The sequence below is a fragment of the Streptomyces sp. NBC_00207 genome (genome assembly GCF_045160965.1).
GTDB lineage: Bacteria > Actinomycetota > Actinomycetes > Streptomycetales > Streptomycetaceae > Streptomyces.
The window spans coordinates 3,168,477-3,192,271 of record NZ_CP130715.1 but is presented as its reverse complement, the minus strand read 5'-3'; the positions used below and the strand labels follow the sequence as shown (position 1 = coordinate 3,192,271).

Annotated in this window: 21 protein-coding genes; 6 read left to right on the top strand and 15 right to left on the bottom strand. The window is 73.5% G+C overall.

Going from position 1 to position 23,795, the window contains the following annotated elements; genetic code table 11:
- The first annotated feature begins 34 nt into the window (after positions 1 to 34).
- On the top strand, positions 35 to 5,380 hold the full coding sequence (gene pulA / locus OG472_RS15175; RefSeq protein ID WP_405941538.1) for a pullulanase-type alpha-1,6-glucosidase: 5,346 nt from the start codon (positions 35 to 37) through the stop codon (positions 5,378 to 5,380).
- Here the strand turns inward: pulA and OG472_RS15170 are convergent.
- The 8 genes from OG472_RS15170 to OG472_RS15135 all read right to left on the bottom strand — a co-directional run bounded on the left by OG472_RS15170 (position 5,367) and on the right by OG472_RS15135 (position 13,734).
- The gene (locus OG472_RS15170) at positions 5,367 to 5,903 is read right to left on the bottom strand and encodes a GNAT family N-acetyltransferase (protein WP_405941537.1); all 537 of its coding nucleotides are present in this window, start codon (positions 5,901 to 5,903) and stop codon (positions 5,367 to 5,369) included. The two genes, pulA and OG472_RS15170, sit on opposite strands and share 14 nt — an antisense overlap.
- A 34-nt stretch (positions 5,904 to 5,937) precedes the next feature.
- Positions 5,938 to 6,639 (bottom strand): TetR/AcrR family transcriptional regulator, encoded by a 702-nt coding sequence (locus OG472_RS15165; RefSeq protein ID WP_383572195.1) that lies wholly within the window; start codon positions 6,637 to 6,639, stop codon positions 5,938 to 5,940.
- A gap of 23 nt (positions 6,640 to 6,662) precedes the next feature.
- Positions 6,663 to 7,709, bottom strand: coding sequence for a PDR/VanB family oxidoreductase (locus OG472_RS15160; RefSeq protein ID WP_405829848.1), 1,047 nt, complete (start codon positions 7,707 to 7,709; stop codon positions 6,663 to 6,665).
- Entirely contained in the window at positions 7,706 to 8,602 is an 897-nt protein-coding gene (locus OG472_RS15155) for a metal-dependent hydrolase (RefSeq protein WP_405829846.1), read from the bottom strand. The genes OG472_RS15160 and OG472_RS15155 overlap by 4 nt, the downstream gene beginning before the upstream one ends.
- Before the next feature lie 86 nt (positions 8,603 to 8,688).
- Positions 8,689 to 10,089, bottom strand: a complete 1,401-nt coding sequence (locus OG472_RS15150) for a hypothetical protein (RefSeq protein ID WP_405941536.1) — start codon at positions 10,087 to 10,089, stop codon at positions 8,689 to 8,691.
- Between the two features lie 186 nt (positions 10,090 to 10,275).
- Positions 10,276 to 12,216: a hypothetical protein gene (locus tag OG472_RS15145; protein WP_405829842.1), complete on the bottom strand. Its 1,941-nt coding sequence runs from the start codon at positions 12,214 to 12,216 to the stop codon at positions 10,276 to 10,278.
- Positions 12,217 to 12,314: 98 nt separating this feature from the next.
- Complete coding sequence (locus tag OG472_RS15140; protein ID WP_401601454.1) at positions 12,315 to 13,112, bottom strand: tyrosine-protein phosphatase; 798 nt, start codon at positions 13,110 to 13,112, stop codon at positions 12,315 to 12,317.
- Positions 13,113 to 13,146: 34 nt separating this feature from the next.
- Complete coding sequence (locus tag OG472_RS15135; RefSeq protein ID WP_401601452.1) at positions 13,147 to 13,734, bottom strand: rhomboid-like protein; 588 nt, start codon at positions 13,732 to 13,734, stop codon at positions 13,147 to 13,149.
- Positions 13,735 to 13,799: 65 nt separating this feature from the next.
- On the opposite strand from OG472_RS15135, the gene OG472_RS15130 reads away from it, so the two are divergent.
- Complete coding sequence (locus OG472_RS15130) at positions 13,800 to 14,588, top strand: hypothetical protein (RefSeq protein ID WP_405829840.1); 789 nt, start codon at positions 13,800 to 13,802, stop codon at positions 14,586 to 14,588.
- A 79-nt stretch (positions 14,589 to 14,667) separates the two neighbouring features.
- On the top strand, positions 14,668 to 16,125 hold the full coding sequence (locus tag OG472_RS15125; RefSeq protein WP_405829838.1) for a PepSY-associated TM helix domain-containing protein: 1,458 nt from the start codon (positions 14,668 to 14,670) through the stop codon (positions 16,123 to 16,125).
- A 94-nt stretch (positions 16,126 to 16,219) separates the two neighbouring features.
- Here the strand turns inward: OG472_RS15125 and OG472_RS15120 are convergent, their stop codons facing one another.
- From OG472_RS15120 to glnII, 3 genes are all read right to left on the bottom strand, one after another.
- Positions 16,220 to 16,819: a winged helix-turn-helix domain-containing protein gene (locus OG472_RS15120; protein WP_401601444.1), complete on the bottom strand. Its 600-nt coding sequence runs from the start codon at positions 16,817 to 16,819 to the stop codon at positions 16,220 to 16,222.
- Positions 16,820 to 17,243: 424 nt separating this feature from the next.
- A complete protein-coding gene (locus OG472_RS15115) occupies positions 17,244 to 17,579 on the bottom strand; it encodes a hypothetical protein (protein WP_401601441.1) in 336 nt (111 codons plus the stop codon).
- 91 nt (positions 17,580 to 17,670) lie between these two features.
- Positions 17,671 to 18,690 (bottom strand): glutamine synthetase, encoded by a 1,020-nt coding sequence (gene glnII, locus OG472_RS15110; RefSeq protein WP_401601438.1) that lies wholly within the window; start codon positions 18,688 to 18,690, stop codon positions 17,671 to 17,673.
- A 212-nt stretch (positions 18,691 to 18,902) separates the two neighbouring features.
- On the opposite strand from glnII, the gene OG472_RS15105 reads away from it, so the two are divergent.
- Positions 18,903 to 19,820 (top strand): Gfo/Idh/MocA family protein, encoded by a 918-nt coding sequence (locus tag OG472_RS15105; RefSeq protein ID WP_401602465.1) that lies wholly within the window; start codon positions 18,903 to 18,905, stop codon positions 19,818 to 19,820.
- Positions 19,821 to 19,886: 66 nt separating this feature from the next.
- Here the strand turns inward: OG472_RS15105 and OG472_RS15100 are convergent, their stop codons facing one another.
- Complete coding sequence (locus OG472_RS15100; RefSeq protein ID WP_401601436.1) at positions 19,887 to 20,420, bottom strand: hypothetical protein; 534 nt, start codon at positions 20,418 to 20,420, stop codon at positions 19,887 to 19,889.
- A 47-nt stretch (positions 20,421 to 20,467) separates the two neighbouring features.
- Positions 20,468 to 20,974: a MarR family winged helix-turn-helix transcriptional regulator gene (locus tag OG472_RS15095; protein WP_405941535.1), complete on the bottom strand. Its 507-nt coding sequence runs from the start codon at positions 20,972 to 20,974 to the stop codon at positions 20,468 to 20,470.
- Between the two features lie 64 nt (positions 20,975 to 21,038).
- Here OG472_RS15095 and OG472_RS15090 point away from each other — a divergent pair, with 64 nt between their 5' ends.
- Positions 21,039 to 21,905 carry an alpha/beta fold hydrolase gene (locus OG472_RS15090; RefSeq protein ID WP_405941534.1) on the top strand — a complete coding sequence of 289 codons (867 nt, stop codon included), beginning with the start codon at positions 21,039 to 21,041 and terminating at the stop codon, positions 21,903 to 21,905.
- Positions 21,906 to 21,927: 22 nt separating this feature from the next.
- Here the strand turns inward: OG472_RS15090 and OG472_RS15085 are convergent, their stop codons facing one another.
- A complete protein-coding gene (locus OG472_RS15085) occupies positions 21,928 to 22,299 on the bottom strand; it encodes an ArsC/Spx/MgsR family protein (RefSeq protein WP_401601426.1) in 372 nt (123 codons plus the stop codon).
- A gap of 107 nt (positions 22,300 to 22,406) precedes the next feature.
- On the opposite strand from OG472_RS15085, the gene OG472_RS15080 reads away from it, so the two are divergent.
- Positions 22,407 to 22,658, top strand: a complete 252-nt coding sequence (locus OG472_RS15080; protein ID WP_401601423.1) for a hypothetical protein — start codon at positions 22,407 to 22,409, stop codon at positions 22,656 to 22,658.
- A gap of 14 nt (positions 22,659 to 22,672) precedes the next feature.
- On the opposite strand, the gene OG472_RS15075 is transcribed toward OG472_RS15080, so the two are convergent.
- Entirely contained in the window at positions 22,673 to 23,755 is a 1,083-nt protein-coding gene (locus OG472_RS15075; RefSeq protein WP_405941533.1) for a PP2C family protein-serine/threonine phosphatase, read from the bottom strand.
- Positions 23,756 to 23,795: the final 40 nt, after the last annotated feature.

Genomic DNA, 23,795 nt, shown 5'->3' with positions numbered 1-23,795 from the left:
TCATCCCTGCGACACGTACACAAGGAGACCCGCCTTGATACGCCCTGCCGCAGGAGTGCTCGCCGCCGCCCTGGCCGTGACGCTCCTGCCCGCCCTCCCCGCCGCGGCCGCTGCCGCCGCGAAGCCGCCCGCCCCGCCCTCGGACGCGAAGCTGGCCGCCGAGCCGGCCCGCCACGACCTGACCCGGGACCAGTTCTACTTCGTGCTCCCGGACCGGTTCGCGAACGGCGACCCGCGCAACGACCGGGGCGGCCTGACCGGCTCCCGCCTGGAAACCGGCCTGGACCCGAAGGACAAGGGCTTCTACCAGGGCGGTGACCTCAAAGGGCTCACCGACCGGCTGGACTACATCAAGGGGCTCGGCACCACCGCCATCTGGATGGCGCCGATCTTCAAGAACCAGCCGGTGCAGGGCAAGGGCGATGACGTCTCCGCCGGCTACCACGGCTACTGGATCACCGACTTCACCCAGGTCGACCCGCACTTCGGCACCAACGCCGACCTGGAGCGGCTGATCGACACGGCGCACGGGAAGGGGATGAAGGTCTTCTTCGACGTCATCACCAACCACACCGCGGACGTCGTCGACTACCGGGAGGCGTCCTACTCGTACCTGTCGAAGGGGGCGTTCCCGTACCTGACGAAGGACGGCGTGCCCTTCGACGACAAGGACTACGCGGCGGGGAAGGGGAAGTTCCCCAAGGTGGACGGGGAGTCCTTCCCGAGGACCCCCTTCGTGCCGGACGCGAAGAAGAACCTCAAGGTCCCCGCCTGGCTCAACGACCCGACGATGTACCACAACCGGGGCGACTCCACCTTCGCCGGCGAATCCTCCGACCAGGGCGACTTCTTCGGCCTCGACGACCTGTGGACCGAGCGTCCCGAGGTCGTCGACGGCATGGAGAAGATCTACGAGAAGTGGGTCAGGGACTTCGGCATCGACGGCTTCCGGATCGACACCGTCAAGCACGTCAACACCGAGTTCTGGACGCAGTGGGCGACCGCCCTCGACCAGTACGCGGCGAAGCGCGGCCGTGACGACTTCTTCATGTTCGGCGAGGTCTACTCCGCCGACACCGCCGTCACCTCCCCGTACGTGACCCGCGGGCGCCTCGACGCCACCCTCGACTTCCCGCTGCAGGACGCCATCCGCGCGTACGCCTCCCAGGGCGCGGGGGCCGGCCGGCTGGCCTCTGTCCTGGGCGACGACTACCGGTACACCAGCGACAAGGCCAACGCCTACGAGCAGGTGACCTTCCTCGGCAACCACGACATGGGCCGCTTCGGCACCTTCCTGAAGCAGGACCGGCCGGGCGCGGGGGAGCAGGAGCTGCTGGACCGCTACCGGCTGGCCAACGAGCTGATGTTCCTCTCCCGGGGCAACCCGGTGATCTACTCCGGTGACGAGCAGGGCTTCACGGGCGCGGGCGGCGACAAGGACTCCCGCCAGCCGCTCTTCGCCTCGCAGGTCGCCGACTACCTGGACGACGACCAGCTCGGAACGGTGCGCACGCATGCGAGCGATGCCTACGATCCGGAGCACCCCCTCTACAAGCAGATCAGTGCTCTCGCGAAGCTGACCAAGGCCCACCCCGCCCTGCGCGACGGCATCCAGAGCGAGCGCCTCGCCGACGGCTCCGTCTATGCCTTCGCGCGCACCGACGCCCGCAGCCGCACCGAGTACCTGGTCGCCGCCAACAACGGAGCCGAGTCCCGCACCGTCGAGATCGACGCCCCGGCCGGCGCCCAGTACCGCACCCTCTACGGCGGCACCGCCCTGCTCCGCGCCTCCGCTGCGGGCAAGCTCACCGTCGTCGTCCCCGCCTACGGCTCGGTGGTCCTCCAGGCCGTCGCCCCCCTCGCCGCCCCCACCGCCAAGCCCTCCCTCAGCCTCAAGGCCCCGGCCCCCGGCGCCACCGGCACCGTCGAGCTCTCCGCCGACGTCACCGGCGGCGGCCTGAACCGGGTCGTCTTCGCCGCGCAGAGCGGCAACGACAAGTGGCAGGTGCTCGGTTCCGCCGACCACGCCCCCTACAAGGTCACCCAGCACGTCACCGCCCCGGCCGGCACCGCCCTGCGCTACAAGGCCGTCGTGGTCGACGCCGCCGGCCGCACCGCGAGCGCCCTCGCCGAATCCGTCGCCGGCCAGGCCCCGCCCGCCGGGATCCCCACCGCCACCCAGCGCGACTACGCCGTCGTCCACTACAACCGCCCCGACGGCGACTACACGAACTGGCGGCTCTACGCCTGGGGCGACCTCGCCGACGGCGAAGCCACCCCCTGGCCCGAGGGCCACGGCTTCACCGGCCGCGACGCCTACGGCGCCTTCGCGTACGTCAGGCTGAAGCCCGGCGCCTCCTCCGTCGGCTACCTCGTCATCGACAAGGACGGCAACAAGGACGTCGCCGCCGACCGCACCATCGACGTGACGAAGACCGGCGAGATCTGGCTGGAGCAGGGCAAGGAGCCCGCCCGCACCGACCGCCCGGCCTACCCGCCGCAGGACCAGGCCAAGGCCGTCCTGCACTACCAGCGCCCCGACGGCGCCTACGACGGCTGGGGCCTGCACGTCTGGACCGGCGCCGCGACCCCGACCGACTGGTCCAAGCCGCTGCTGCCCGCCCGCACCGACTCCTACGGCGCGGTCTACGAGGTCCCGCTCTCGGCCGGCGCCACCAGCCTCGGCTACATCCTCCACAAGGGCGACGAGAAGGACCTCCCCTCCGACCAGTCCCTGGACCTGAAGGCCACCGGCCACGAGGTCTGGATGCTCGGCGGAAAGGAGAAGTACCTCCTCCCGCAGCCCGCCGGCTCCTCGGCCGCCCTGGACCTCACCAAGTCCCAGGCGGTCTGGATCGACCGCGACACCCTGGCCTGGAACGCCCCCGCGGCCGCCGCCTCCGTCCAGCTCCTCGCCTCCCGCGAAGGCGCAGTCAAGGCGGAGAACGGCACCCTGACCGGCCCCGCCCAGTGGCTGCGGCTGAACCGGGCCGAGCTCACCGCCGCCCAGAAGAAGAAGTTCCCGCACCTGTCCGCGTACGCCGCGTACACCGTCGACCCGCGCGACCGCGACCGGGTCCGCGAGGCCCTGCGCGGCCAGCTCGTCGCCAGTGCCCGCGCCGCGAACGGCGCCGTCCTCGCCGCCACCGGCGTCCAGCTCGCCGGCGTCCTGGACGACCTGTACGCGACGACCGCGGCCCTCGGCCCGGTCTTCAAGGACGGCCGCCCCACCCTCTCCGTCTGGGCCCCCACCGCCCAGCAGGTCTCCCTCGAACTCGACGGCCGCACGGTCGCCATGCGCCGCGACGACGCCACCGGCGTCTGGTCGGTGCGCGGCGAGCGCTCCTGGACCGGGAAGCCGTACCGCTACGCCGTCACCGTCTGGGCCCCGACCACCGGGCAGATCGTCCGCAACCTGGTCACCGACCCGTACTCCACCGCCCTGACCGCCGACTCCACCCACAGCCTGGCCGTGGACCTGGCCGACCCGAAGCTCGCCCCGCCCGGCTGGAAGGACCTGCGCAAGCCCGCACCCGTCCCCTTCACCTCCGCGCAGATCCAGGAGCTCCACATCCGCGACTTCTCCGTCGCGGACCGCACCAGCACCCACCCCGGCCAGTACCTCGCCTTCACCGACACCGCCTCGGCGGGCATGCAGCACCTGCGCGACCTGGCCACCGCCGGAACCTCGTACGTCCACCTCCTCCCGGCCTTCGACATCGGCACCATCCCGGAGAAGCCGGCGGACCGCACCGAGCCCGCCTGCGACCTCGCGGTGTACGCGCCGGACTCGCAGGAGCAGCAGGCCTGCGTGGCCGCCGCGGCCGCGAAGGACGCGTACAACTGGGGCTACGACCCGCTGCACTACACCGTCCCCGAGGGCAGCTACGCGAGCGACCCGAACGGCACGGCCCGCACCGTCGAGTTCCGCAGGATGGTCCAGTCCCTGAACGGGTCCGGGCTGCGCACGGTGATGGACGTGGTCTACAACCACACCGTCGCCGCCGGCCAGTCGGACAAGTCCGTCCTCGACCGCATCGTCCCCGGCTACTACCAGCGCCTGCTGGCCGACGGCTCCGTCGCCACCTCCACCTGCTGCGCCAACACCGCCCCCGAGAACGCCATGATGGGGCGCCTGGTCGTCGACTCGATCGTCACCTGGGCGAAGGAGTACAAGGTCGACGGCTTCCGCTTCGACCTGATGGGCCACCACCCGAAGGCCAACATCCTGGCCGTCCGCACGGCCCTCGACGGCCTGACCCTCGCCAAGGACGGGGTCGACGGCAAGAAGATCGTGCTCTACGGGGAGGGCTGGAACTTCGGCGAGGTCGCCGACGACGCCCGCTTCGTGCAGGCCACGCAGAAGAACATGGCCGGAACCGGCATCGCCACCTTCTCCGACCGGGCGCGCGACGGGGTCCGCGGCGGCGGCCCCTTCGACGAGGACCCGCGCGTCCAGGGCTTCGCCTCGGGCCTGTTCACCAGCCCCAACTCCTCGCCCGCCAACGGCACCCCGGCCGAGCAGAAGGCCCGCCTGCTGCACGCCCAGGACCTGATCAAGGTGGGCCTGTCGGGCAACCTCGCCTCGTACGCCTTCACCGACACCACCGGCCGCCGCACCAAGGGCTCCGAGCTGGACTACAACGGGGCCCCGGCCGGCTACGCGGCCGCCCCCGGTGACGCCCTCGCCTACGCGGACGCCCACGACAACGAGACCCTCGCCGACGCCCTGACCTACAAGCTCCCGCCGGCCACGAGCAACGCGGACAAGGCCCGCATGCAGGTCCTGGCCATGGCGACGGCCACCCTCTCGCAGGGCCCCTCCCTCTCCCAGGCGGGCACGGACCTGCTGCGCTCCAAGTCCCTGGACCGCAACTCCTACGACAGCGGCGACTGGTTCAACGCGATCCAGTGGGACTGCCGCAGCGGCAACGGCTTCGGCCGGGGCCTGCCGCCGGCCGCCGACAACGCCTCGAAGTGGCTCCACGCGAAGCCCCTCCTGACGGGACCGGCCCCCACCTGCGGGGACATCACCGCCACCGCGGCGGCCCACCGCGACCTGCTGAAGATCCGCACCACCGAGCCGGAGTTCGCCCTCACCACGGCGGAGGCGGTCCAGTCGCGGCTGGCCTTCCCCCTCTCGGGCAAGGACGAGACCCCGGGCGTGATCACCATGACCCTGGGCGACCTGGTGGTGGTCTTCAACGCCACCCCCACCGCCCAGCCCCAGCGCGTCCCCGCCCTCGCGGGCACCGCCTACCGGCTGCACCCGGTCCAGGCCGCCGGCTCCGACCCCACGGTCAGGCAGTCCGCGTACGACACCACGACAGGAGAGTTCACGGTCCCCGCCCGCACCGTCTCGGTCTTCAAACGACGGTGAGTTCGTCCAGCCGCTTCTCCAGCAGGATCACCCCGTAGGTCCTGCCGTCCTTCCCCACCTTGTTGGGGAGCTCCCCGACCACCCGGTAGCCCGCACCCCGGTAGTACGCGAGCAGCCGGGGGTTGGTGGAGACGCAGTCCAGCCGCGCCCGCTCCCGTCCGGTCCTGGCGATCCGCCGCTCGGCATGTTCGAGCAGGCGGCGCCCGGCGCCGGCGGGGGCGGCCTCGCGTTCCACCATCAGGCGGTGGACGTACCCGGCCACCGGAGGCTGGACGCCCCACGCCTCCTCGTCGGACCACCACAGCTCGTAGGCCCCGATCACCCGGCCGTCCGAGTCGCCGCCGAGCCACACCTCGCCGTCGCCCATGCGCGAGCGGAAGTGGGCGGCGTCCTTGTCACCGGGCTTCCACTGGTCGATCCCGTGCTTCCGCATCCAGCGGGCGGCCTGGTCGTACAGCCGCACCAGCGTGCCGGCGTCCTTCTCCGCGGCCCGCCGGAACAAGATCCCGTCGTCAATGATCACGCGGGCATTATCGGTGATCAGGTGCTGCCGATGATCAAGGGCCCGGAACGAGCCCGCCGAGGCGCCCGACCAGTTCCCCGAACGGTCCGTCGGCCGGCTCGTCGGCCAGGATCCGTACGAGGATCCCCGCCATCTCCGCGTCGTAGGCGGCGCTCACCGCGGCCAGCGCGGCGAAGTCGTGCACCAGCTGCAGTTCCAGCTCGCCCCGCGGGATCCTGCGACCGTCCAGCCAGATCAGTGCCGTGGACTCGGCGAGCGACACCCAGGACCGCACCACGAGCTCCAGCCGCGCCGGGGGATCCTCCAGCCCGATGCCCAGGTGCGTGAGGATCTGCTCGTACGCCGCCTGCCGGACCTCGTCGATCATCGCGTTGGCCCGGCTGCTGCCGGCCGCCGGACCGCCCCGCATCAGCGCCGAGAAACCCGGCCCGTGGTCGTCGACGAAGGCGAAGAACCGCCCCATCACCCGCAGCAGCCGCGCCCCGAGGGGCCCCTCCCGGGGCTCCACGAAGCGCAGTGCCAGCTCGTCGGCCGCCCGGCGCAGCGCGGCCTCGTACAGGCTGAGCTTGCCGGGAAAGTAGTGGTAGACGAGCGGCCGGGATATCCCCGCGGCCGCCGCGATCTCGTCGATCGACACATCGTCGGGCGACCGGTGGCTGAACAGCTCCAGGGCCACCCCGATCAGCTGTTGCCGCCGCTCCTCGACACCCATCCTGCGTCGCACCCCGGTTGTCATGCGGACACCCTACTGGGGAGCGTTCACAGGTCCAGGACGAGGCGGTCCCCCTTCGCGCGCGAGACGCACAACAGCATCGAGTCCGCCCGCTCCTGGTCCGTGAGCAGCTCGTCGCGGTGGTCCACCGCGCCCGACAGGACGCGGTGTTGGCAGGTCCCGCAGAAACCCTGCTCGCAGGAGTACGGGGTGGCGGGCAGCTCCCGGCGCACCGCGGCCAGGGTGGTCTCGTCCGCCGCGACCTCGACGACCCGTCCGGAGCGTCGGAGTTCGACGGTGAAGGGCTTCGCCGGGCCGGGCGCCGCCGCCGGCGAGAAGCGTTCCAGGTGGACCGCCGCCGGGTCCGGGGCCGCCGCCGTGACGGCCTGCATCAGCGGCTCGGGTCCGCAGCAGTAGACCAGGGTGCCCGGCGCCGCCTGGGCGAGCGGGGCCAGGTCGGGCAGGCCCACCTCGTCCTCGGGATGGACCGTGACCCGGTCGCCGTAGGCCGCGAGGTCGTCCAGGAAGGGCATCGAGTCGAGGGAGCGGCCCCCGTACAGGAGGGTCCAGTCGGCGCCCGCCGCCGTGGCGGCCCGGAGCATCGGCAGGATGGGGGTGATGCCGATGCCGCCCGCGACGAAGACGTACGAGGGCGCCGGGACCAGCCCGAAGCGGTTGCGCGGCGGGCGCAGCTCCAGCTCGGCGCCCTCGACCAGCTGGTCGTGCGCCTCGCGGGAGCCGCCGCGGCCGTCCTCGACCAGCCGGATCGCGATCGTGTACCTGCCGCCGTCCGCGGGGTCGCCGCACAGGGAGTACTGGCGGACCAGCCCCGAGGGCAGGGTGACGTCCACGTGCGCGCCCGGGGTCCACGCCGGGAGGTCCGGGGATTCCAGTGCCAGTTGCAGCACGCCCTCCGCCGGCTCCGTACGGGAGACGACCAGTGCGCGCAGCGCACGGCGCGGGGAGTGGCCCGAGACCGGTGTGTCCAGGGCTGGCAGGGGCCAGAGCGGGGACTTCCCGATGCGGCGGTTCAGGGCGCGCCTGGTCATCCAGGCCGCACCGGCCACCGCCGTGACCACGAGGGCGCGCTTCATGCCCGGGCACCGCCGTTCGCACCGGGGGAGGTGGCGAGATAGGCCACCGCCTGGGCCGTCGAGCCCTCCTGGGAGGGGTGGTACGTGCGGGAGAGGTACGTGGGTATGGACTTCAGCATGGCGCCGGTGGACGGCAGGACTCCCTGCCGCCCCGCCCGGAAGAACTGCCCGAAGGAGGCCTTGACGCCGGTCGGCTGCGGATCGTTCTCCATGAAGAAGCGCACGCCGCGCTGCCACAGGAAGACCAGGGCCGTGAAGGCGGTGGCCCAGGTCCGGGCCCGGCGGCGGTAGTTGCCGTCCACGTGCATGAAGAGGTCGAAGGCCACCGAGCGGTGTTCGACCTCCTCCGCCCCGTGCCAGCGCAGCAGGTCCAGCATGGTGGGGTCGGCGCCCCGCCGGTCCAGGGCGTCGGCGTTCAGCACCCAGTCGCCGAGGAACGCCGTGTAGTGCTCGATCGCCGCGATCATCGCGACCCGCTCCATCAGCCACCAGTGCCGGGCCCTGCCCGGCGGGAGGGTCCGGTCGCCGAGCAGCTTCTCGAACAGCCAGTCCACCTGCGCGGTGTACGGGGTGGGGTCCAGCCCGAGCCGCTTCAGGTGGGGGAGCACGTCGTCGTGGGCGGTGGCGTGCATGGCCTCCTGGCCGATGAAGCCGACGACGTCGGCCCGCAGTTGCTCGTCCTTGATGTGGGGGAGGACCTGCTTGTAGACGTGCACGAACCAGCGTTCGCCCGCGGGGAGCAGCAGGTGCAGCACATTGATCATGTGTCCGGCGAAGGGTTCGCCGGGCAGCCAGTGGAGCGGGGTGTCCTCCCAGCCGAAGGACACGTTCCGGGGCCTCAGGTCCACGTGTTCCGACGCCACGGGGGCGGGCGCGAGCGGCGTATTAGACATGCTGTCAATGTACTGATGGGTACTGGGAGTGAGAAGCCCCCTGCGCCGACTTCTCGCGCAGGGGGCCGGCGTAAGCCGCCGTGCGGCTACCGCCCGGTGTTTCCGCTCGCGAGCGCCCACTCGCGGTTCAGGGCGCCCAGCGGGATCTTGCGCTCGAATACGGGCGTGCCGAACAGGGACAGCTGGAGGTGGAGGTTGCCGCTCAGGTCGAATCCGCCGTACACCGCCCAGGCGCCGCTGACGGAGGTCTTGCCGTCGCTGGACGCGGTCGCCTTGGCGTCCGCCTCGCCGCGCAGGTAGGGGGCGAAGTCGGCGGTGACGCCGACCGCGCCGTAGAGGCCGACGGACGCCTCGGCGCCGAGCGCGCCCTTGACGCGCCCGCTGGCGGTGACGGTCGCCTGGACCGGCGTGCTCTGGACGTTCGACGTGCTGACCGGCGTCCAGCCCTTGCCGAAGGCGTAGCTGCCGCCGACCTTGAAGTCGCCCTTGACGTCCTGCTGGACGTCGAGGGTCACGCGGCCGTCGGCCTCCACCTGGATGTAGGTGGTCAGGTCGAGGTTGACGACGACCGGAACCGGGCCGACCTGGATGACCGGGGAGCTGTGCAGCTTGGCGAAGGGGATCCGCTTGGGGGCTCCGGTGCTCGCGGCGGCGCGGCCCTGGAGCTTCCACTGCGAGGACCAGTCGCCGCTCATCCCGAGGTAGGCGCCGCGCGGGCCGGCGCCGCCGCCCTTGCTGCCGTCGTACTGGAACTCGACCTGCGGGGCGAGCTGGACGAAGCCGGAGACGGAGGCGCCGGCCGAGGCGGGCGCGTCCGGGGCGGTGTCGACGGAGGCGTTGACGTCGAGCCGGAGGTTCCCGAGCGGCAGCTTGGCGCCCTCGGGGCCGAACTTCAGGCCGTCGCCCTTGGCCCAGGAGAAGGTGACGCCCTTCATCAGGGGCTCGACGACGACCGCTGCCGGGTCGACGGGGACCTTGCCGTCGGCCTTGTCGTCGCCCAGGACGGAGTTCAGTGTCGTGGCGGCGGTCTTGACCTCGGTGCCGCGGTCGGTCTTGCCGACGACCTCGGTGACCTTGGCGAGCAGGCCGTTGGGGGCGCCCGGCGCCGGGGCGCTGGCGATGACGTCGCCCGCCGCGACGGGCTTGGCGGCCTCGGGGGACTTGCCCGGGGACGGCGCGCGGGTGGGCCCCTCGGGGGCCGTGGATATGACGGCCCGTCCGCTCTTGCTGTCGTAGGAGGCGACCTTCAGCGAGGACTTCTCGGTCTTGCCCTTGCCGTCGCCCCGGGACACGGCCGCGGGTGTGGGCGAGCCCTGTGGCGCCGCGGCCACGTCGAGCTGCTGGGACGTGCCGTCGGCCGACGGGGTGAGGGGGGCGGGGGCGGCCGGTTCGGCGGCGCCGGTGTGGGGTGTCGAGGAGCAGCCGGTGGCGGCGAGCGCGAGGGCGGTCAGGCCGGGGAGCAGGAGGCGTCGGGCGAGCATGCGCACGTGGTTGACCTTCAGGCGGGTGAGGGGTGTGGGGGATTACCGATCGGTAACCGGAAGCCGATCATGCCATGTGCACGCTACGACCGTCATGTCCGGATCCCGCCAACTCCTCGACCGGGCTTGGTCGTTGAATCTTCACCCGCCTCTGCAGCCCGGCCCGCCGCCCCCTCCCGGTGCGTTCCCCGCCTAGCGCAGCGTCCCCGCCTTCGTCCCGTCCGTCAGCCTGCCCGACAGGTCCACCTGCGCACCGGCCGGAGCCTTGACCGCCAGCCGGTTGCCGTTCGACGACCCGCTCACCCCGCCGCCCGACACCGACAGCGAGGCGAACTGCGCACTGCCCGCCGCCAGGACGTACCACTGGCCCGCCCGCGACTTCCACAGCACGCCCGCCAGCACCCGCGGCTCCCGCGGCCCGCACGCCACGGACCCCTCGGACTTGGCCGCCTGCGCCGCCGTCGCCGAGCCCGGGGCCAGGAACTGCGCCTGCACCCGGTCCGCCGCTCCCTGCCAGGTCTCGGCCCGCGTACAGAGCCAGGCCGCCGTACCGTCGCCCTCCGGCAGCGGCTGCTTCGCGTACGTCCAGGCGTTGACCGTACGGACCCCGTGCGAACGCACCGAGGGCAGCAGGCAGGCGATCTTCGACCAGTCCCCGAGTTCCGCGGCCTCCGTCACGTCCCGCTCGGCGCCCGGCGCGCCCGACGTCAGCCGGGCCGGGGTCAGTTCGCCGAGGTCGGTGATCAGCCGGGTGGTGCCGTCGCCGGTCAGGGACAGGGCGTTCCAGCTCGTACAGCTGCCCGCCGGGGCCGGGCTCGCGACCGGCGGGGTCACCCCGTCGGGAGCCGGCTTCAGTACCGCCGCCGGGCCGCCGGGCTTGAGCAGGTCCCGCAGGGACGCGCCGGTGACCCAGGGGGCGGTGAGGTAGCGGACGTTGCCGTCGACGCGGCTGAGCACCAGAGCGGTCGCGGTGTCGGCCGTGGCGCCGTCGGTCCGGGCGAAGTCGAGGGCGGCGCCGGTGGTCCCCGTGCGCGCTTCGGCGTAGCGGACCACCCGCAGGCCGTCGTGGAACAGGACCACGACGGCCTGGTCGACGGCGCCCGCGAACAGCAGCTGCGCCGGCCCCATCGGCGGCCCGGCGGGGGATCCCGGGGTGGCCGAGACGACCACGGAGGAGCCGGGCCGGGCCCAGACCGCCAGCGCCCGGCGCAGCAGGGCCTCGTCGTCGACGCGGTCCCCGCGGGCGGGCCAGGTGGAGAAGTCCGTACGGGAGGACGTGCGCCAGAGCGTGGGCGCGGCCCGGACCAGCTTCCCGGGATCCAGGGCCTGCTCGGCCTCGGCGTTGCGGGAGTAGAGCGGGGCGGCGGCCCCGTCCGATCCCCAGCCCCCGCCGGGCAGCGCGAGCAGCGCCCCGCACACGGCGAGGGCGGCCGCGGCGGCCAGCGCGGCCCTGCCGAGCCGGCGCCGCCGCAGCAGGTCGGTGGGCCGGGCCTGGAGCACGCACGGGTCGAACTCGGGGGAGGCGAACAGGGCGTCGTTCGCCGGATCCCCGGACTCCGCGACGGCGGCGGCCGGATCCGGCACCCCCGCCTCGTCGAGCACCCGGAGCACCTCCGGCTCGGGCAGCCGCTCCAGGGCCCGCAGCACGCAGGCGGCCCGGCCGGGCCCGTCGAGGGTGGCCAGCCACTGGTCGAGGGCGAGCTCCTCGGCCCCGCCCGAGCGGGGGAACAGCCGCAGCCCCCACACCTGGGGGAGCAGCGGCGGGAGCTGCGCGCGCCGGGGCAGCGCCCGGAAGGTCAGCGGGATCCCCGCCTCCAGGGCGGCGCGCAGCACGCGCAGCCGGACGTAGGCGTAACCGGAGTCGTCCGCCCCGGCCCGCTGGCCCGGAACCCCGCCCTGCACGGCCGCCGCGGCCGCCGCCGAGTCCCGCCGCCCGCGCGGCAGCGCCCGCTGCACGAGGGAGTGGGCGGTGAGCACGCGCCGGTTGCGGCCGAGGGCGGGCGGCAGCACCAGATAGGCGAGCCGCACCAGCCGCGGGTAGTGCTCGACGATGGCGGCTTCGGCCTGCTCGACGTCCGGCGGCACGGGAGACACGGGAGGCAGGGGGCGGGTGGCGGTATCCGGCGCAGTCACGTTCAGCAGAACGAGCGAATCGTCGGATGGTCACCCGTCCGGAGGGCCTGCCAGCCCGGTCGCCGGGGCGGCGGGACGGTGGGGCGGGGGGTGCCGGGTCAGGCCACCAGGCGGGCGCGCAGTGCGTCGACGGTCTCGTCGGGGACGCCGAGTCCCTCGCGGACGTACTTCTCCATGGAGCCGTAGCGCGTCTCCACCTCGTCCAGCGCAGCCTCCAGGTAGGAGGGGAAGACGCCGATCAGGGCGAGCGCGATGTCCGGGTCGCCGCCGGCCGCGGTGAAACCTTCGATCATCGGGGCGAAGGCCTGCTTGACCGCGGGGTTCACGGAGAGGTATTCGGCCATCAGGGTCTCGGCGTCCGCCCCGAGCAGCGCCAGGATGACCGTCGCGCCCCAGCCGGTCCGGTCCTTGCCGGCCGTGCAGTGGAAGAGCAGCGGGCCGGCCGTCGGGTCGGCGGCCTCGGTGAGCAGCATCCGGTACGCGGCCTGCGCGGAGCCGGAGTTCACGAAGGACCGGTAGGTGTCGGCGAAGAGGGCCTGGGCCTTGCCCCCGCCCAGGTGCTCCTCGGCCACCGCCGGGTCGGACAGCAGGTCCTTGAGCTGCGAGGCGGCGGGCTTCTTGCCGGCCTCCCGCAGCTTGTCCGCGAGGACGTCGCCGATCAGCAGCCGGGCCCCGCCGGGTATCCGGTCGGGGTGGTCGGCGCGCTCGGCGTCGGTGCGGAAGTCGATGACGGTCCGCACACCCAGCGCGGCCACCGCAGGATCGGCGTCGAGGTCGAGCCGGTCGAGCTGGCCGGAGCGCAGCACCAGGCCGGGGCGGACGCTGCGGCCGCCGGGGAGCGGGGTGCCGCCGAGGTCGCGGAGGTTGGCGACGGTGGTGGAGGGGGTGGCGGTCATCGTGGCGGCTCCAGCAGTGCAGTCATGCGGCGATTTAGGCAATTTTCTGATGTTTCACACCGGAAAGGCAATCGAGGGCCAGGGAGACCCCGATGCCGATCCCGAGCGCCGCCAGGTGTCCGGCGTCGGTGAAGGTCCGCCCGCGCTTCAGTACGGGCGCCGCGGCGAGCGCGAGCAGGCCGGCCCGGGCGGCGGTGCGGACCGCCCCGCGCGGCAGGGCCGAGGTCAGGGCGCCGAGCACGGCGTTGAAGCCGTAGCTCGTCCCCACGTCCAGGGCGCGCCGGGTTCGCGGATCGGTCGTCCTGCGCAGGGCGCCGTACACGAGGAGGGTCGCCGTGGCGTGCCCGAACAGGAACACCGCGGCCGTCCACCAGGCGCCGTACGCGTACTCGGCGTATCCGAGGACCGCGACGAGCAGCAGGGCGTAGGGCAGGGGCATCGGCTCCTCGACGACGACGGCGCTGCTCAGCAGCGTCTCCCAGCGCCCGGCGGCGAGGTTGTCGACGTTCGTCGAGCAGGTGCGGAGCAGTCGCTCCCGCTCCGCCGCGTCCATCCGCTCCAGGGCGTACGCCCCGAGCTGGACTCCGCCGGCGTACACCGCTCCCAGTGGAATTGGATTCACGCTTCCATGATCGGATACCGCCCTCTGGCGGGCACCACCGGGCCCCGTGCGAACATGTCCCGGCCATGTCTGAAAAATCCGCGCCCCTGCGCGCCACACGGGCCGCGATATTCGCGGCGGTGTGCGTGGCTTTGGGTGCGGTGGGGCATTCGTACATGTCCGGCACGGATGTTCCCCTGATCGGCCTTCTGAGCGCTTTCGCCGTGACCGGCGGGCTCGCCTGGCTCGCCGCCGGGCGGCGGCGGGGGCCCGTGGGGATCACCGCGGCCGTGCTCGCCGTCCAGGGGGTGCTGCACCTCCTCTTCTCGGGGAGCCGGGCCGCGGCGCACGTCGCCGCCGCCCCCGCGGCGGCGGAGGGGCACCACCACCACACGGCAGGCGCCGGCGCCGGCGACGCGATGACCTCCGCAACCCCTGGTGCGGCGCACCTGGCGGGGATGCCCGATCCGGCCGGGATGGCCGATGCGGCCGGATTCGCCGACGCCGCCGGGACGGCCGACATGGCGGGCCTCGCCGGGATGGCCGCCGACGGCGGCGTCGGGATGATCGCCGCGCACCTCCTCGCCGGGCTGCTCTGCGCCGCCTGGCTGGCGCGCGGCGAGGCCGCCGTCTTCCGGCTGGCCCGGGTCCTGGGCGCCGCCGCCCTCCACGCGGCCCGGCCGCTCGCCCGCGCACTCGCCCTGGTGCGGGCGCGGGTGGCCGCCGTACCGGCCGCGCCCGCCTTCCCCGTCCCCTGCGAGCGGCCGCGCCGCCTGCGCGGGGCCGTGCACGCCCACGCCGTGGTGCGCCGCGGGCCGCCCGGATCCGGCCCGTTCCCCCGCTTCACGGCCCCCGGCCGTCCTGCTCGCGCCTGACCCGGCGCTCCCTCGGCGAGAGGGGTGGCGAGCCCTGGGGCCGATGTCCCCATGCCTTCGCCCACACCGAGGAACCACCATGTCCCTTGACGAGGTACAGGACGTCCGCACCCCGGACGCCGACTCATCCGACATACCCAAGAGCCGCGGCGGCTGGGCCGCCCTGCGGCCGCTGCTCCTGCGCATGCACTTCTACGCGGGCCTGCTCATCGCCCCGCTGCTCTTCCTCGCCTCCGCCACCGGCCTGCTCTACGCGGCCTCCTGGCAGGCCGAGAAGATCGCCTACTCCGACGAGCTGACCGTCGTCCGTGTCGGCGAGAGCGTCCTGCCGCTCAGCGCCCAGGTCGAGGCCGCCAAGGGCGCCGCCCCCGAGGGCTCGGTCCTGTCCGTGTGGCCGGCCCCCGACGCCGAGGCCACCACCCGGGTGATCATGGAGAGCGAGGGGCTGCCGGAGGGCGAGACCCTCACCGTGTTCGTCGATCCGTATACGGCCGAGGTGCGCGGGCAGATCGAAACCGTCGGTGACGCGCTGCCCCTGCGCGCCTGGCTGAGCGAGTTCCACTCCAGCCTCCAGCTCGGGGAGTTCGGCCGGAACTACAGCGAACTCGCCGCGAGCTGGATGTGGGTGGTCGCGCTCGGCGGCCTCGCCCTGTGGATCGGCCGCCGCCGCAAGCGGACGTCGCAGCTGGTCCTCCCGGACCGCAAGGCCACCGGCCGCCGCCGCACCCTGTCCTGGCACGGGGTCGTCGGACTGTGGTCCGTCGCCGGCCTCGTCGTCCTCTCCGCCACCGGCCTGACCTGGTCGAAGTACGCCGGCGAGAACATCGGGCAGCTCCAGGACAGCCTCGGCGGGGCCACGCCGGCCGTCTCCGCCAAGCTGAAGCCCGGAGCGGAGTCCGGCGCCGACGAACACGCGGGCCACACCATGCCCGAGGGCACGCAGATGCCCGCCCCCGCGCCCACGGCCGACGTCGGCCTCGACCGCGCCGTGGAGGCCGCCAGGGATGCCGGAGTCACCGAGGCGATCCGCGTGACCCTGCCCGCCAAGGGCAAGGGATACGTGATCAAGGAGCAGGACAAGCAGGTGCCGGTGCACTTCGACGCGGTCGCGGTCGACCCCGCGGACGGCCGGGTCATGGACGAACTGCGCTTCGCCGACTACCCCCTGCTCGCCAAGATGACCCGCTTCGGCATCGACCTGCACATGGGCCAGACCTTCGGGCTCGCCAACCAGATCGTGCTGGCCGCGCTCGCCGTCGCCGTGATGTTCCTCGTCTTCTGGGGCTACCGCATGTGGTGGCTGCGCCGTCCGACGAAGGACCGCAAGCTGTCCGCGGGCCGGGCGCAGCCGCGCGGCGCCTGGCGGAAGCTGCCGGCGACCACGCTCCTGCCGCTGGCCGCGGTGACGGCCGTGGTCGGCTGGTTCATCCCGCTGCTCGGAATCAGCCTGGTCGTCTTCCTCGTGGTCGACGTCCTGCTGGGCTTCGTCGCGGGCCGGCGCGCCAAGGCCGCCGCCGGGGCCGCCTCGGCCGCCTGAGCCGCCGCGGCCGTCCGGCCGCCTGACCCTCTGACGCACGCGGGCCCGTACTCCACCCGGGAGTACGGGCCCGCCGCGTACGCCGACCGGCCGGTCAGGGCGCGTACTTGTAGCCCACCCGGCGCACCGTCTGGATCGCACTGCGGTGGGACGCGCCCAGCTTGCGGCGCAGACGGGCGATGTGGACGTCCACGGTCCGGCCGTCGCCGACGTGGCCGTAGCCCCAGACCGTGGTGACCAGCTGGTCCCGGCTGTGCACCCGGTGCGGGTGCTGCACCAGATGGGCCAGCAGCTCGAACTCCAGGTACGTCAGGTCGAGCACCCGGCCGTCGACCTCGGCGGTGCGCTGCGCCGAGTCGATGCGGACCAGGGCGTCGCCCGTCACGGCCGTCGCGGGCGTGGCCGGGACCGGGGCGGGCGCGAGCGGGGCGGCCACGGCGTGCGGGGCGAAGCCGAGCGGCGGCTGCTGGTCGGCCGGTACGAGCACGAGGTAGCCGACCATCGGCGGCTGACCCGGGAGCGTCGGGAGGGTGTGCTGGGGCGCGGGCAGCCAGGTGGCGCCGGGCGGGAGCAGGTCCACGACCCGGGCCACCTCGTCCCGGTCCACGGAGCGCAGCCGGTGGCGCGGATGAGGCGGATAGGTCAGGGAAGCGGTCGCAGCGGAAGCGGAGGTGAGGGAACGGGTGTTCGCCATGAGTGGTCAGCTCTTTCACGCGGAGTGGTCGGCAGGGAGACGTACGGACGTCATCGATGTCGCACCGCGCAGACCGAAGGCCTGGGGGAAGGTCGGAAGGAGGTCCCGGAGGCTTTAGAGGGCCGGCGCGTTCTTCGCGCGGCAACACTCCCGGTCGTAGTCGTGATCCTGACGGGAGGGCCAGAACGGCTCGAGGTCGCTGCGACCTGACGAGGTGTGCGAATGGCTGGCCATGGCCCCATTCAAGCAGATGTCCTCCCTCCCGGGCAGGCTGCGTCTCATATCCTGGATCGGAATCTCAGATTCCGGCCTAGGTGCCTTCCAAACCCGGACAATCCATCAACCCCCCGGCCGCTTCCGCCCGTCCGGCCCGACCACCCGTATCGCATCGTGGGCGGAACCGTCCCACGCGACCGGCCTGCCCCTACTCCACCGGGAGCTCCAGGCGCTGCCAGGCCGGGCCGAGGTCCCATGCCTTCTCCTGGCGAGCCCAGCGGGCCATGACCTCGACCACCTCTGCCGCCGTGGACAGGTACGCCTGGAAGTGGCGGTCCGCGGAACCGTCCCGGTGCTCCAGCTGGTAGTCGTCCCCCTCGTCGTGCCACACCTGTATGTAGACGTCCGGGTCCTCGGCGAGCCGCTCGACGATGACGAACCGGTCGCCGTCCGCGCCGATGCGCTCCACGAGTTGGGACAGGGTGCCGAGCGCGGGCCGCTCGTAGGACTCGCCGCGTTCCGTGTGGATCCTGATCGCCGTCATGCGGACAACCGTGGCACGCGGCACTGACAACGCCCGCCGGGCCTGTGGGGGCTCGGCGGGCGTCGTCGGTGCGCTCGGGGTGACCGGACGGTCAGACCAGGTTGTCCTTCTCCAGGCCGGTGCAGCAGGTGTCCGTGATGAGGCGGGTCACGACGTACGGGTCCACGTTCGCGTTCGGGCGGCGGTCCTCGATGTAGCCCTTGCCGTCCTTCTCCACCTGCCACGGGATGCGGACCGAGGCGCCGCGGTCCGAGACGCCGTAGCTGAACTCGTTCCAGGGGGCGGTCTCGTGCAGGCCCGTCAGGCGCTCGTCGATGCCGGCGCCGTAGTTCTTCACGTGGTCGAGCGGCTTGCTGCCCTCGCCCAGCGCCTCGCACGCCGAGATGATCGCGCGGTAGTCCTCGCGCATCGCCTTCGTGGAGAAGTTGGTGTGCGCGCCCGCGCCGTTCCAGTCGCCCTTGACCGGCTTCGGGTTCAGCGTCGCGGAGACGTTGAAGTCCTCGGCGGTGCGGTAGAGCAGCCAGCGCGCGATCCACAGCTGGTCGGAGACCTCCAGCGGGCCGACGGGGCCGACCTGGAACTCCCACTGGCCGGGCATGACCTCGGCGTTGATGCCGGAGATGCTCAGGCCCGCCGCGAGGCAGTGGTCCAGGTGCTTCTCGACGATGTCGCGGCCGAAGATCTCGTCCGAGCCGACGCCGCAGTAGTAGCCGCCCTGCGCCGCCGGGAAGCCGTTGACCGGGAAGCCGAGCGGGCGGGTGCCGTCGAAGAACGTGTACTCCTGCTCGATGCCGAAGATCGGCTCCTGGGAGGCGAACTTCTCGGCGATCGGACGCAGCAGCGCGCGGGTGTTCGACTCGTGCGGGGTCATGTCGATGTTCAGGACCTCGCACAGCACGAGGACGTTGTCCCCGCCGCGGATCGGGTCCGGGCAGGAGAACACCGGGTTGAGCACGCGGTCGGAGGCGTGGCCCTCGGCCTGGTTGGTGCTCGATCCGTCGAAGCCCCAGATCGGCAGCGCGTCGCCGTCCGCCAGGATCTTCGTCTTGGAGCGAAGCTTCGCCGTCGGCTCGGTGCCGTCGATCCAGATGTACTCAGCCTTGTAGCTCACGGGCCCCATCCTCAGACTCTGCGGGTGCTGCTGGTCGCTGCTTCATCGCTGCGGTGATGACCGCAGCGTGCCCGCCCGCGATTTCCCTTCCGTTGCCCATGTGTGAACCCCGTGTTACCGAGGTTTACGCCGCAGGTCGGGTGGGCTGTGCGGGGCGCGAGCGGGTTGGTGGTGGAACGCCCGTCCCAGTGGGGCAGACTGAACGCGTGAGCATTTCGTCTGATTTGAACCCCGCCGGAGACCCCCGACCGCGGGTCGGGCTGCTGGGCACGGGCCCCTGGGCCCACCGCACCCACGCGCCCGCCCTCGCCGCGCACCCCGGCTCCGACTTCGTCGGAGTGTGGGGCCGCCGGCCCGAAGCCGCGGCCGAGCTGGCCCGCGCGCACGACGTGAAGGTGTACGAAGACCCCGACGAGCTGTTCGCCGAGTGTGACGCCGTGGCCTTCGCCCTGCCGCCCGACGTCCAGGCCCCGCTCGCCGTGCGCGCGGCCGCCGCCGGCTGCCACCTGCTGCTCGACAAACCCGTCGCGACGACGGTCGAGGACGCCCGGGCCGTCGCCGACGCGGCCGCCCGCCACGGGGTCGCCTCCGTCGTCTTCCTCACCCTGCGCTTCGCCGAGCCCACCGCCGGCTGGGTCACGGAACAGGCCGGACGCTCCGGCTGGTTCACCGCGGCCGCGCACTGGCTCGGCGCCGTCTTCCCGCCCGACGGCACGCCCAGCGCGTACGCCGACTCGCCCTGGCGCAAGGCCAAGGGCGGGCTGTGGGACGTCGGCCCGCACGCCCTCTCCGTACTGATCCCGGTCCTCGGCGACGTCACCGGGGTCAGCGCCACCCGCGGCCCCTCCGACGTGGTCCAGCTGGCACTGCGGCACGCCTCCGGCGCGGCCAGCACCGCCGTCCTCAGCCTGGGCGCGCCGCGCGCCGCCGCCGGTGTGGGCCTGGAACTGCGCGGCACCGAGGGCGTGTACGAGCTGCCCGGCTGGAGCGACGTACCGGGCGCCTACGGCCGCGCCCTGGACGCGCTGCTCACCGCGGCCCGCACGGGCGTGCCGGATCCGCGCGGAGCGGAGTTCGGGGCCCGGCTGACGGAGATCCTCGCGGAGGCGGAGGCGCAGCTCACCGGGTGACGCGACGACCGGGTGGGGTGACGGCCGGGACGGGCGCCGTGATGGCCGGGTGAGGTGCCGGCCGGGCTACTTGATGACCGCGTTCGCCACGATGATGGCCAGGCCGATGGTGGCGTCCGCCAGGCCGATCAGCAGGGCGGAGGTCATCCCGTAGCCCACGCGGAGCGCCACGACCGAACCCCACGCGAACAGCAGCGCGGTGTTCAGGCCGAGCCCGACGGCGGTCACCCCGTACGAGTCCCAGTCGGCGATCCCCGAGGCGACCAGCAGCAGGACGGTGGGGAGGGTGGCCGCGATCATCGGCCACTCGTGCCACAGCGCCAGGACCAGCATCCGCCACCGGTGCGAGGCGGAGTCCTGCTGGTGGGAGGCCATGTGGTGCGCGTAGCCGTGTGCGAGTGCGGCGGTGGCTGCCGTGACGAGCACCCAGCTGGCGTCGTAGAAGGGGGTGAAGTCCCCGCCCTTCTGGTCCAGCGCGGCCAGCAGCCCGCTGGCCAGGACCGTCCCGTACACCCCGCCGAACATCCAGTCGGCCCCCCGCCGCCGCGGCGCGACCGGGGATGCGCCGGGGCTGGTCTGAGGCTGCTGCTGCTCGTTCACGACGGATCCTTTGGTGTGCTTCGTCCCTCTTTGGTGCGAATCCCACCCTACGAGGTGCGAGGTGGGGGCGAGATGAAGGCCGTCGCGCCCGCCCCCGTGAACACGGTGTGGGTGGCCGTCAGGAAGCGGCGCACGGTGTCCCGTTCGGCGGGATCGAAGGAGTCGAGCACCTGGAGCACCCCGTCGATCAGGGGGCCGAAGAACTCCCGGCCCAGGCGGATCGCGGCCGGCTCCACGCGCAGCAGGATCCGCCGCCGGTCGCGCTCGTCGCGGATCCGGGCCACGTGGCCGAGCCGCTCCAGCCGGTCGATCACGGAGGTGGTGCCCGCCGAGTTGAGGCCGAGCCGGGCGCCGAGCAGTCCGGCCGTGGCCGGTTCGCCCGCGCGGGCCGCGTCGAGCAGGCAGATCAGGGCCCGCACGTCGGTGGCGTGCATGCCGTTGCGGGCGGCGAACTCCGCCTGGCGCAGGCCGAACTCCACGGTCACCGCCCGCAGGAGGTGCACCAGCTGCAGGTTGTCGGGTTCCCGGGTGCCGGGTTGCCGGTTGTCGTCCACATCGCCTCCGTCTAGGATCTCTCGCTGAGCGAGATTATCGCCCAGCGAGACATCGGAGCCCGTCGTGTCCCGGACCTCCTCCTTCCGCGCCTCCTCCTTCCGCGCCGCCTACGACGAGGTGCTCGGCCAGTGGCCCGGGCCCGTCGAGACCGTCGACCTGCCCACCCCGTACGGGATCACCCGCGTCAACAGCTGCGGCCCGGCCGGCGCCCCGCCGCTGGTGCTGCTGCCCGGCGGCGGGTCCACCTCCACCGTGTGGGGCGCCTGCGCCGCCGCCGGGGCGGCCCGCACGCACCGGATCCACGCCGTGGACCTGGTGGGCGACCCCGGGCTCAGCGTCCCGGAGCCGGGGCGGGCGCTCCGGTCCGCCGCGGACCTGGTCGGCTGGCTCGACGCGGTCCTCGACGGTCTCGGCCCGCACGGACCGGTCGCGCTCGGCGGGCACTCGTACGGGGCGTGGATCGCCGCCCACTACGCCGCCGCGCGCGCGGCCCGGCTCGGCCGCCTCGTGCTGCTCGACCCGACCGGGGTCTTCGCCGGGCTCCGCCCCGGGTACGTACTGCGCGCGCTGCCCGTCCTGGTGCGGCCCACCCCGGAGCGGATCCGCTCCTTCCTCGGCTGGGAGACCCGCGGGGCCGCCCTCGACCCGGCCTGGCTGCGGCTGCAGGGCGAGAGCGCCGGCTTTCCCTCCGTACGCCCGGTCACCGGGCCGCGCCCGGACCTGGGCACGCTCGCGGAACCGCCGGGCACCCGGGTCGAGGTCCTGTTCGCGGAGCACGCCCGCTGCCACGACGCCGCCCGCGCGGCCCGGGCCGCCCGCGAGGCGCTGCCGGGCGCGCGCGTCGACGTACTGCAGGGCGTCGCGCACCACGCGCTGCCGCTGACGGCGGCCGGGGAGATCGCCCGCCGGCTGGCGGACCAGGCCGCGTAGCGCGCCGCCGGGCCGGTACGAACTAGGCCTTGCGGGAGAGGGCCTCGCGGACGGCGTCCTCGGAGCGGGCGACCACGGCCGTGCCGTCCTCGGCGGTGATGATGGGGCGCTGGATCAGCCTCGGGTGGGCGGCCAGGTGGGCGATCCACTGCCCGCGCGCGGCCTCGGTCTCCTCGCGCGGCAGCTCCCGTACGCCGGTCTCCTTGGCCAGCGGGTCCGAGGTGCGCGTGATGTCCCACGGCTCCAGCCCGAGCCGGCCGAGCACCTCGCGGATCTCGTCCTCGGAGGGCACGTCCTCCAGGTACCGGCGCACGGTGTAGTCGGCGCCCTCGGCGTCCAGCAGGGTCAGTGCACTGCGGCACTTGGAACAGGCGGGATTGATCCAGATCTCCATGCCGCCAACCCTACCCAGGGCCTGTCTGGCCAGGGGCTTTTGTCAGTGGTCCCCGGTAAAATCGAGGAAGAACGACAGGAAGCCAACTACCGTTTGGGAGGCTGTAGATGGCCACTGCCACCACCGTCCAGCCCGTCAAGAAGAAGCCGCTGCCGGCGGGCCTGCCCCGCGAGTGGTACGAGAGCCACAACCGCCGTCTGAAGGCGATGCGGCTGGCGATATCCCTGCTCGACTCGGGGACGTACGACCCTCGGCGCGCCACCAACCGGAAGATCCGGACGATGGCCGTCCGGACGGGGATCCACCGGCCGTCCAATGTCACCTGCAAGCTGGTGCGCGCGTTCATCAAGGAGTCGTAGGCCGGACCGCCGCGTCATCCCGGTCCGTCCAGCGAGAGCAGCAGCAGGGCCACGTCGTCGCGCGGACCGCCGTCCGTGAAGGCCGCGAGGTCCCGCCACACCGCCCGGACCAGGCCCCCCGGGTCCCGTGCCAGTACGGGCACCCGGGCGGCCAGGGGATAGAAGTGCCCCGCCGCGTCCCGGGCCTCCGTCACGCCGTCGGTGTGCAGCAGCAGCTGGTCCCCGGGCCGCAGCGGCAGCTCCGCCACCGCCGGCAGCGCCGGCCCCGCGAGCCCCAGGCCCAGCGGCGGGCCCGGCTCCACCACCAGTTCCTCCACCACCGCCCCGCGCAGCCGCAGGGCGGGCGGATGCCCGCACGACACGATCCTCACGAGGTCCAGCCCCGGCGGGAACTCCAGCAGCACCGCCGTCGCGAACAGCTCCGGGTGTTCGACGGAAGCGGCCCTCGCGTCCGCCACCAGCCGCCGGTCCAGCCGGCCCGCGACCGCCGCCAGCCCGGCGTCGTCGATCACGCCCTCGCGGAAGGCCCCCAGCAGCGCCGCCACGGTGCCCACCGCGGCCAGGCCGTGTCCCTGCACGTCCCCGACCAGCGCCCGCACGCCGTGCGGCCCGGCCCGTACGTCGTACAGGTCGCCGCCGACCAGGGTGCCGCGCTGCGCCGCCCGGTAGAGGCCCGAGCAGCGCACCGCGCCCACCCGCTCCGGCACCGGCGGGAGCACCGCCAACTGGGCCGCCTCCGCCACCGTCCGCACGCTCACCAGCTGGGCGTCCCGGCGCTGCCGGACCCAGGCGATCACCACGCTCAGCAGCCCGACGGCGGCCACCGTCGCCAGGTCCGTGCCGCGGGCATGGCCGACGCCGAGGGTCGGCAGCCCCAGCAGCAGGAGGACGACCGCGGCGAAGACCGCGGTCCCGCCCGCCCCGTACGCGAAGGCCGCCACCGGGGGCAGGCCCGCCAGGAAGAACCCCAGCTCCACGTCCGGGGTGAGCGCCTGCGCGAGCACAAGCGCCACCAGGGCCACCGCGGGCGCGATCCGGGCCCAGCGCGGCGGCGGCTCCCCGCGCAGCCTGCCCGGCTCCTCGCGTCCGCGTTTCACCCTTCCACCCTGGTCCCCGGGCCGGACCCGCGCACCCCGG

Bases quoted from the DNA above. Each gene is read 5' to 3' on its own strand.
- OG472_RS15160 (WP_405829848.1), bottom strand. From the start codon at position 7,709: ATGAAGCGCGCCCTCGTGGTCACGGCGGTGGCCGGTGCGGCCTGGATG.
- OG472_RS15125 (WP_405829838.1), top strand. From the start codon at position 14,668: ATGTCCCTTGACGAGGTACAGGACGTCCGCACCCCGGACGCCGACTCA.
- OG472_RS15130 (WP_405829840.1), top strand. From the start codon at position 13,800: ATGTCTGAAAAATCCGCGCCCCTGCGCGCCACACGGGCCGCGATATTC.
- OG472_RS15155 (WP_405829846.1), bottom strand. From the start codon at position 8,602: ATGTCTAATACGCCGCTCGCGCCCGCCCCCGTGGCGTCGGAACACGTG.
- OG472_RS15085 (WP_401601426.1), bottom strand. From the start codon at position 22,299: ATGGAGATCTGGATCAATCCCGCCTGTTCCAAGTGCCGCAGTGCACTG.
- OG472_RS15165 (WP_383572195.1), bottom strand. From the start codon at position 6,639: ATGACAACCGGGGTGCGACGCAGGATGGGTGTCGAGGAGCGGCGGCAA.
- OG472_RS15140 (WP_401601454.1), bottom strand. From the start codon at position 13,112: ATGACCGCCACCCCCTCCACCACCGTCGCCAACCTCCGCGACCTCGGC.
- OG472_RS15080 (WP_401601423.1), top strand. From the start codon at position 22,407: ATGGCCACTGCCACCACCGTCCAGCCCGTCAAGAAGAAGCCGCTGCCG.
- OG472_RS15120 (WP_401601444.1), bottom strand. From the start codon at position 16,819: ATGGCGAACACCCGTTCCCTCACCTCCGCTTCCGCTGCGACCGCTTCC.
- OG472_RS15115 (WP_401601441.1), bottom strand. From the start codon at position 17,579: ATGACGGCGATCAGGATCCACACGGAACGCGGCGAGTCCTACGAGCGG.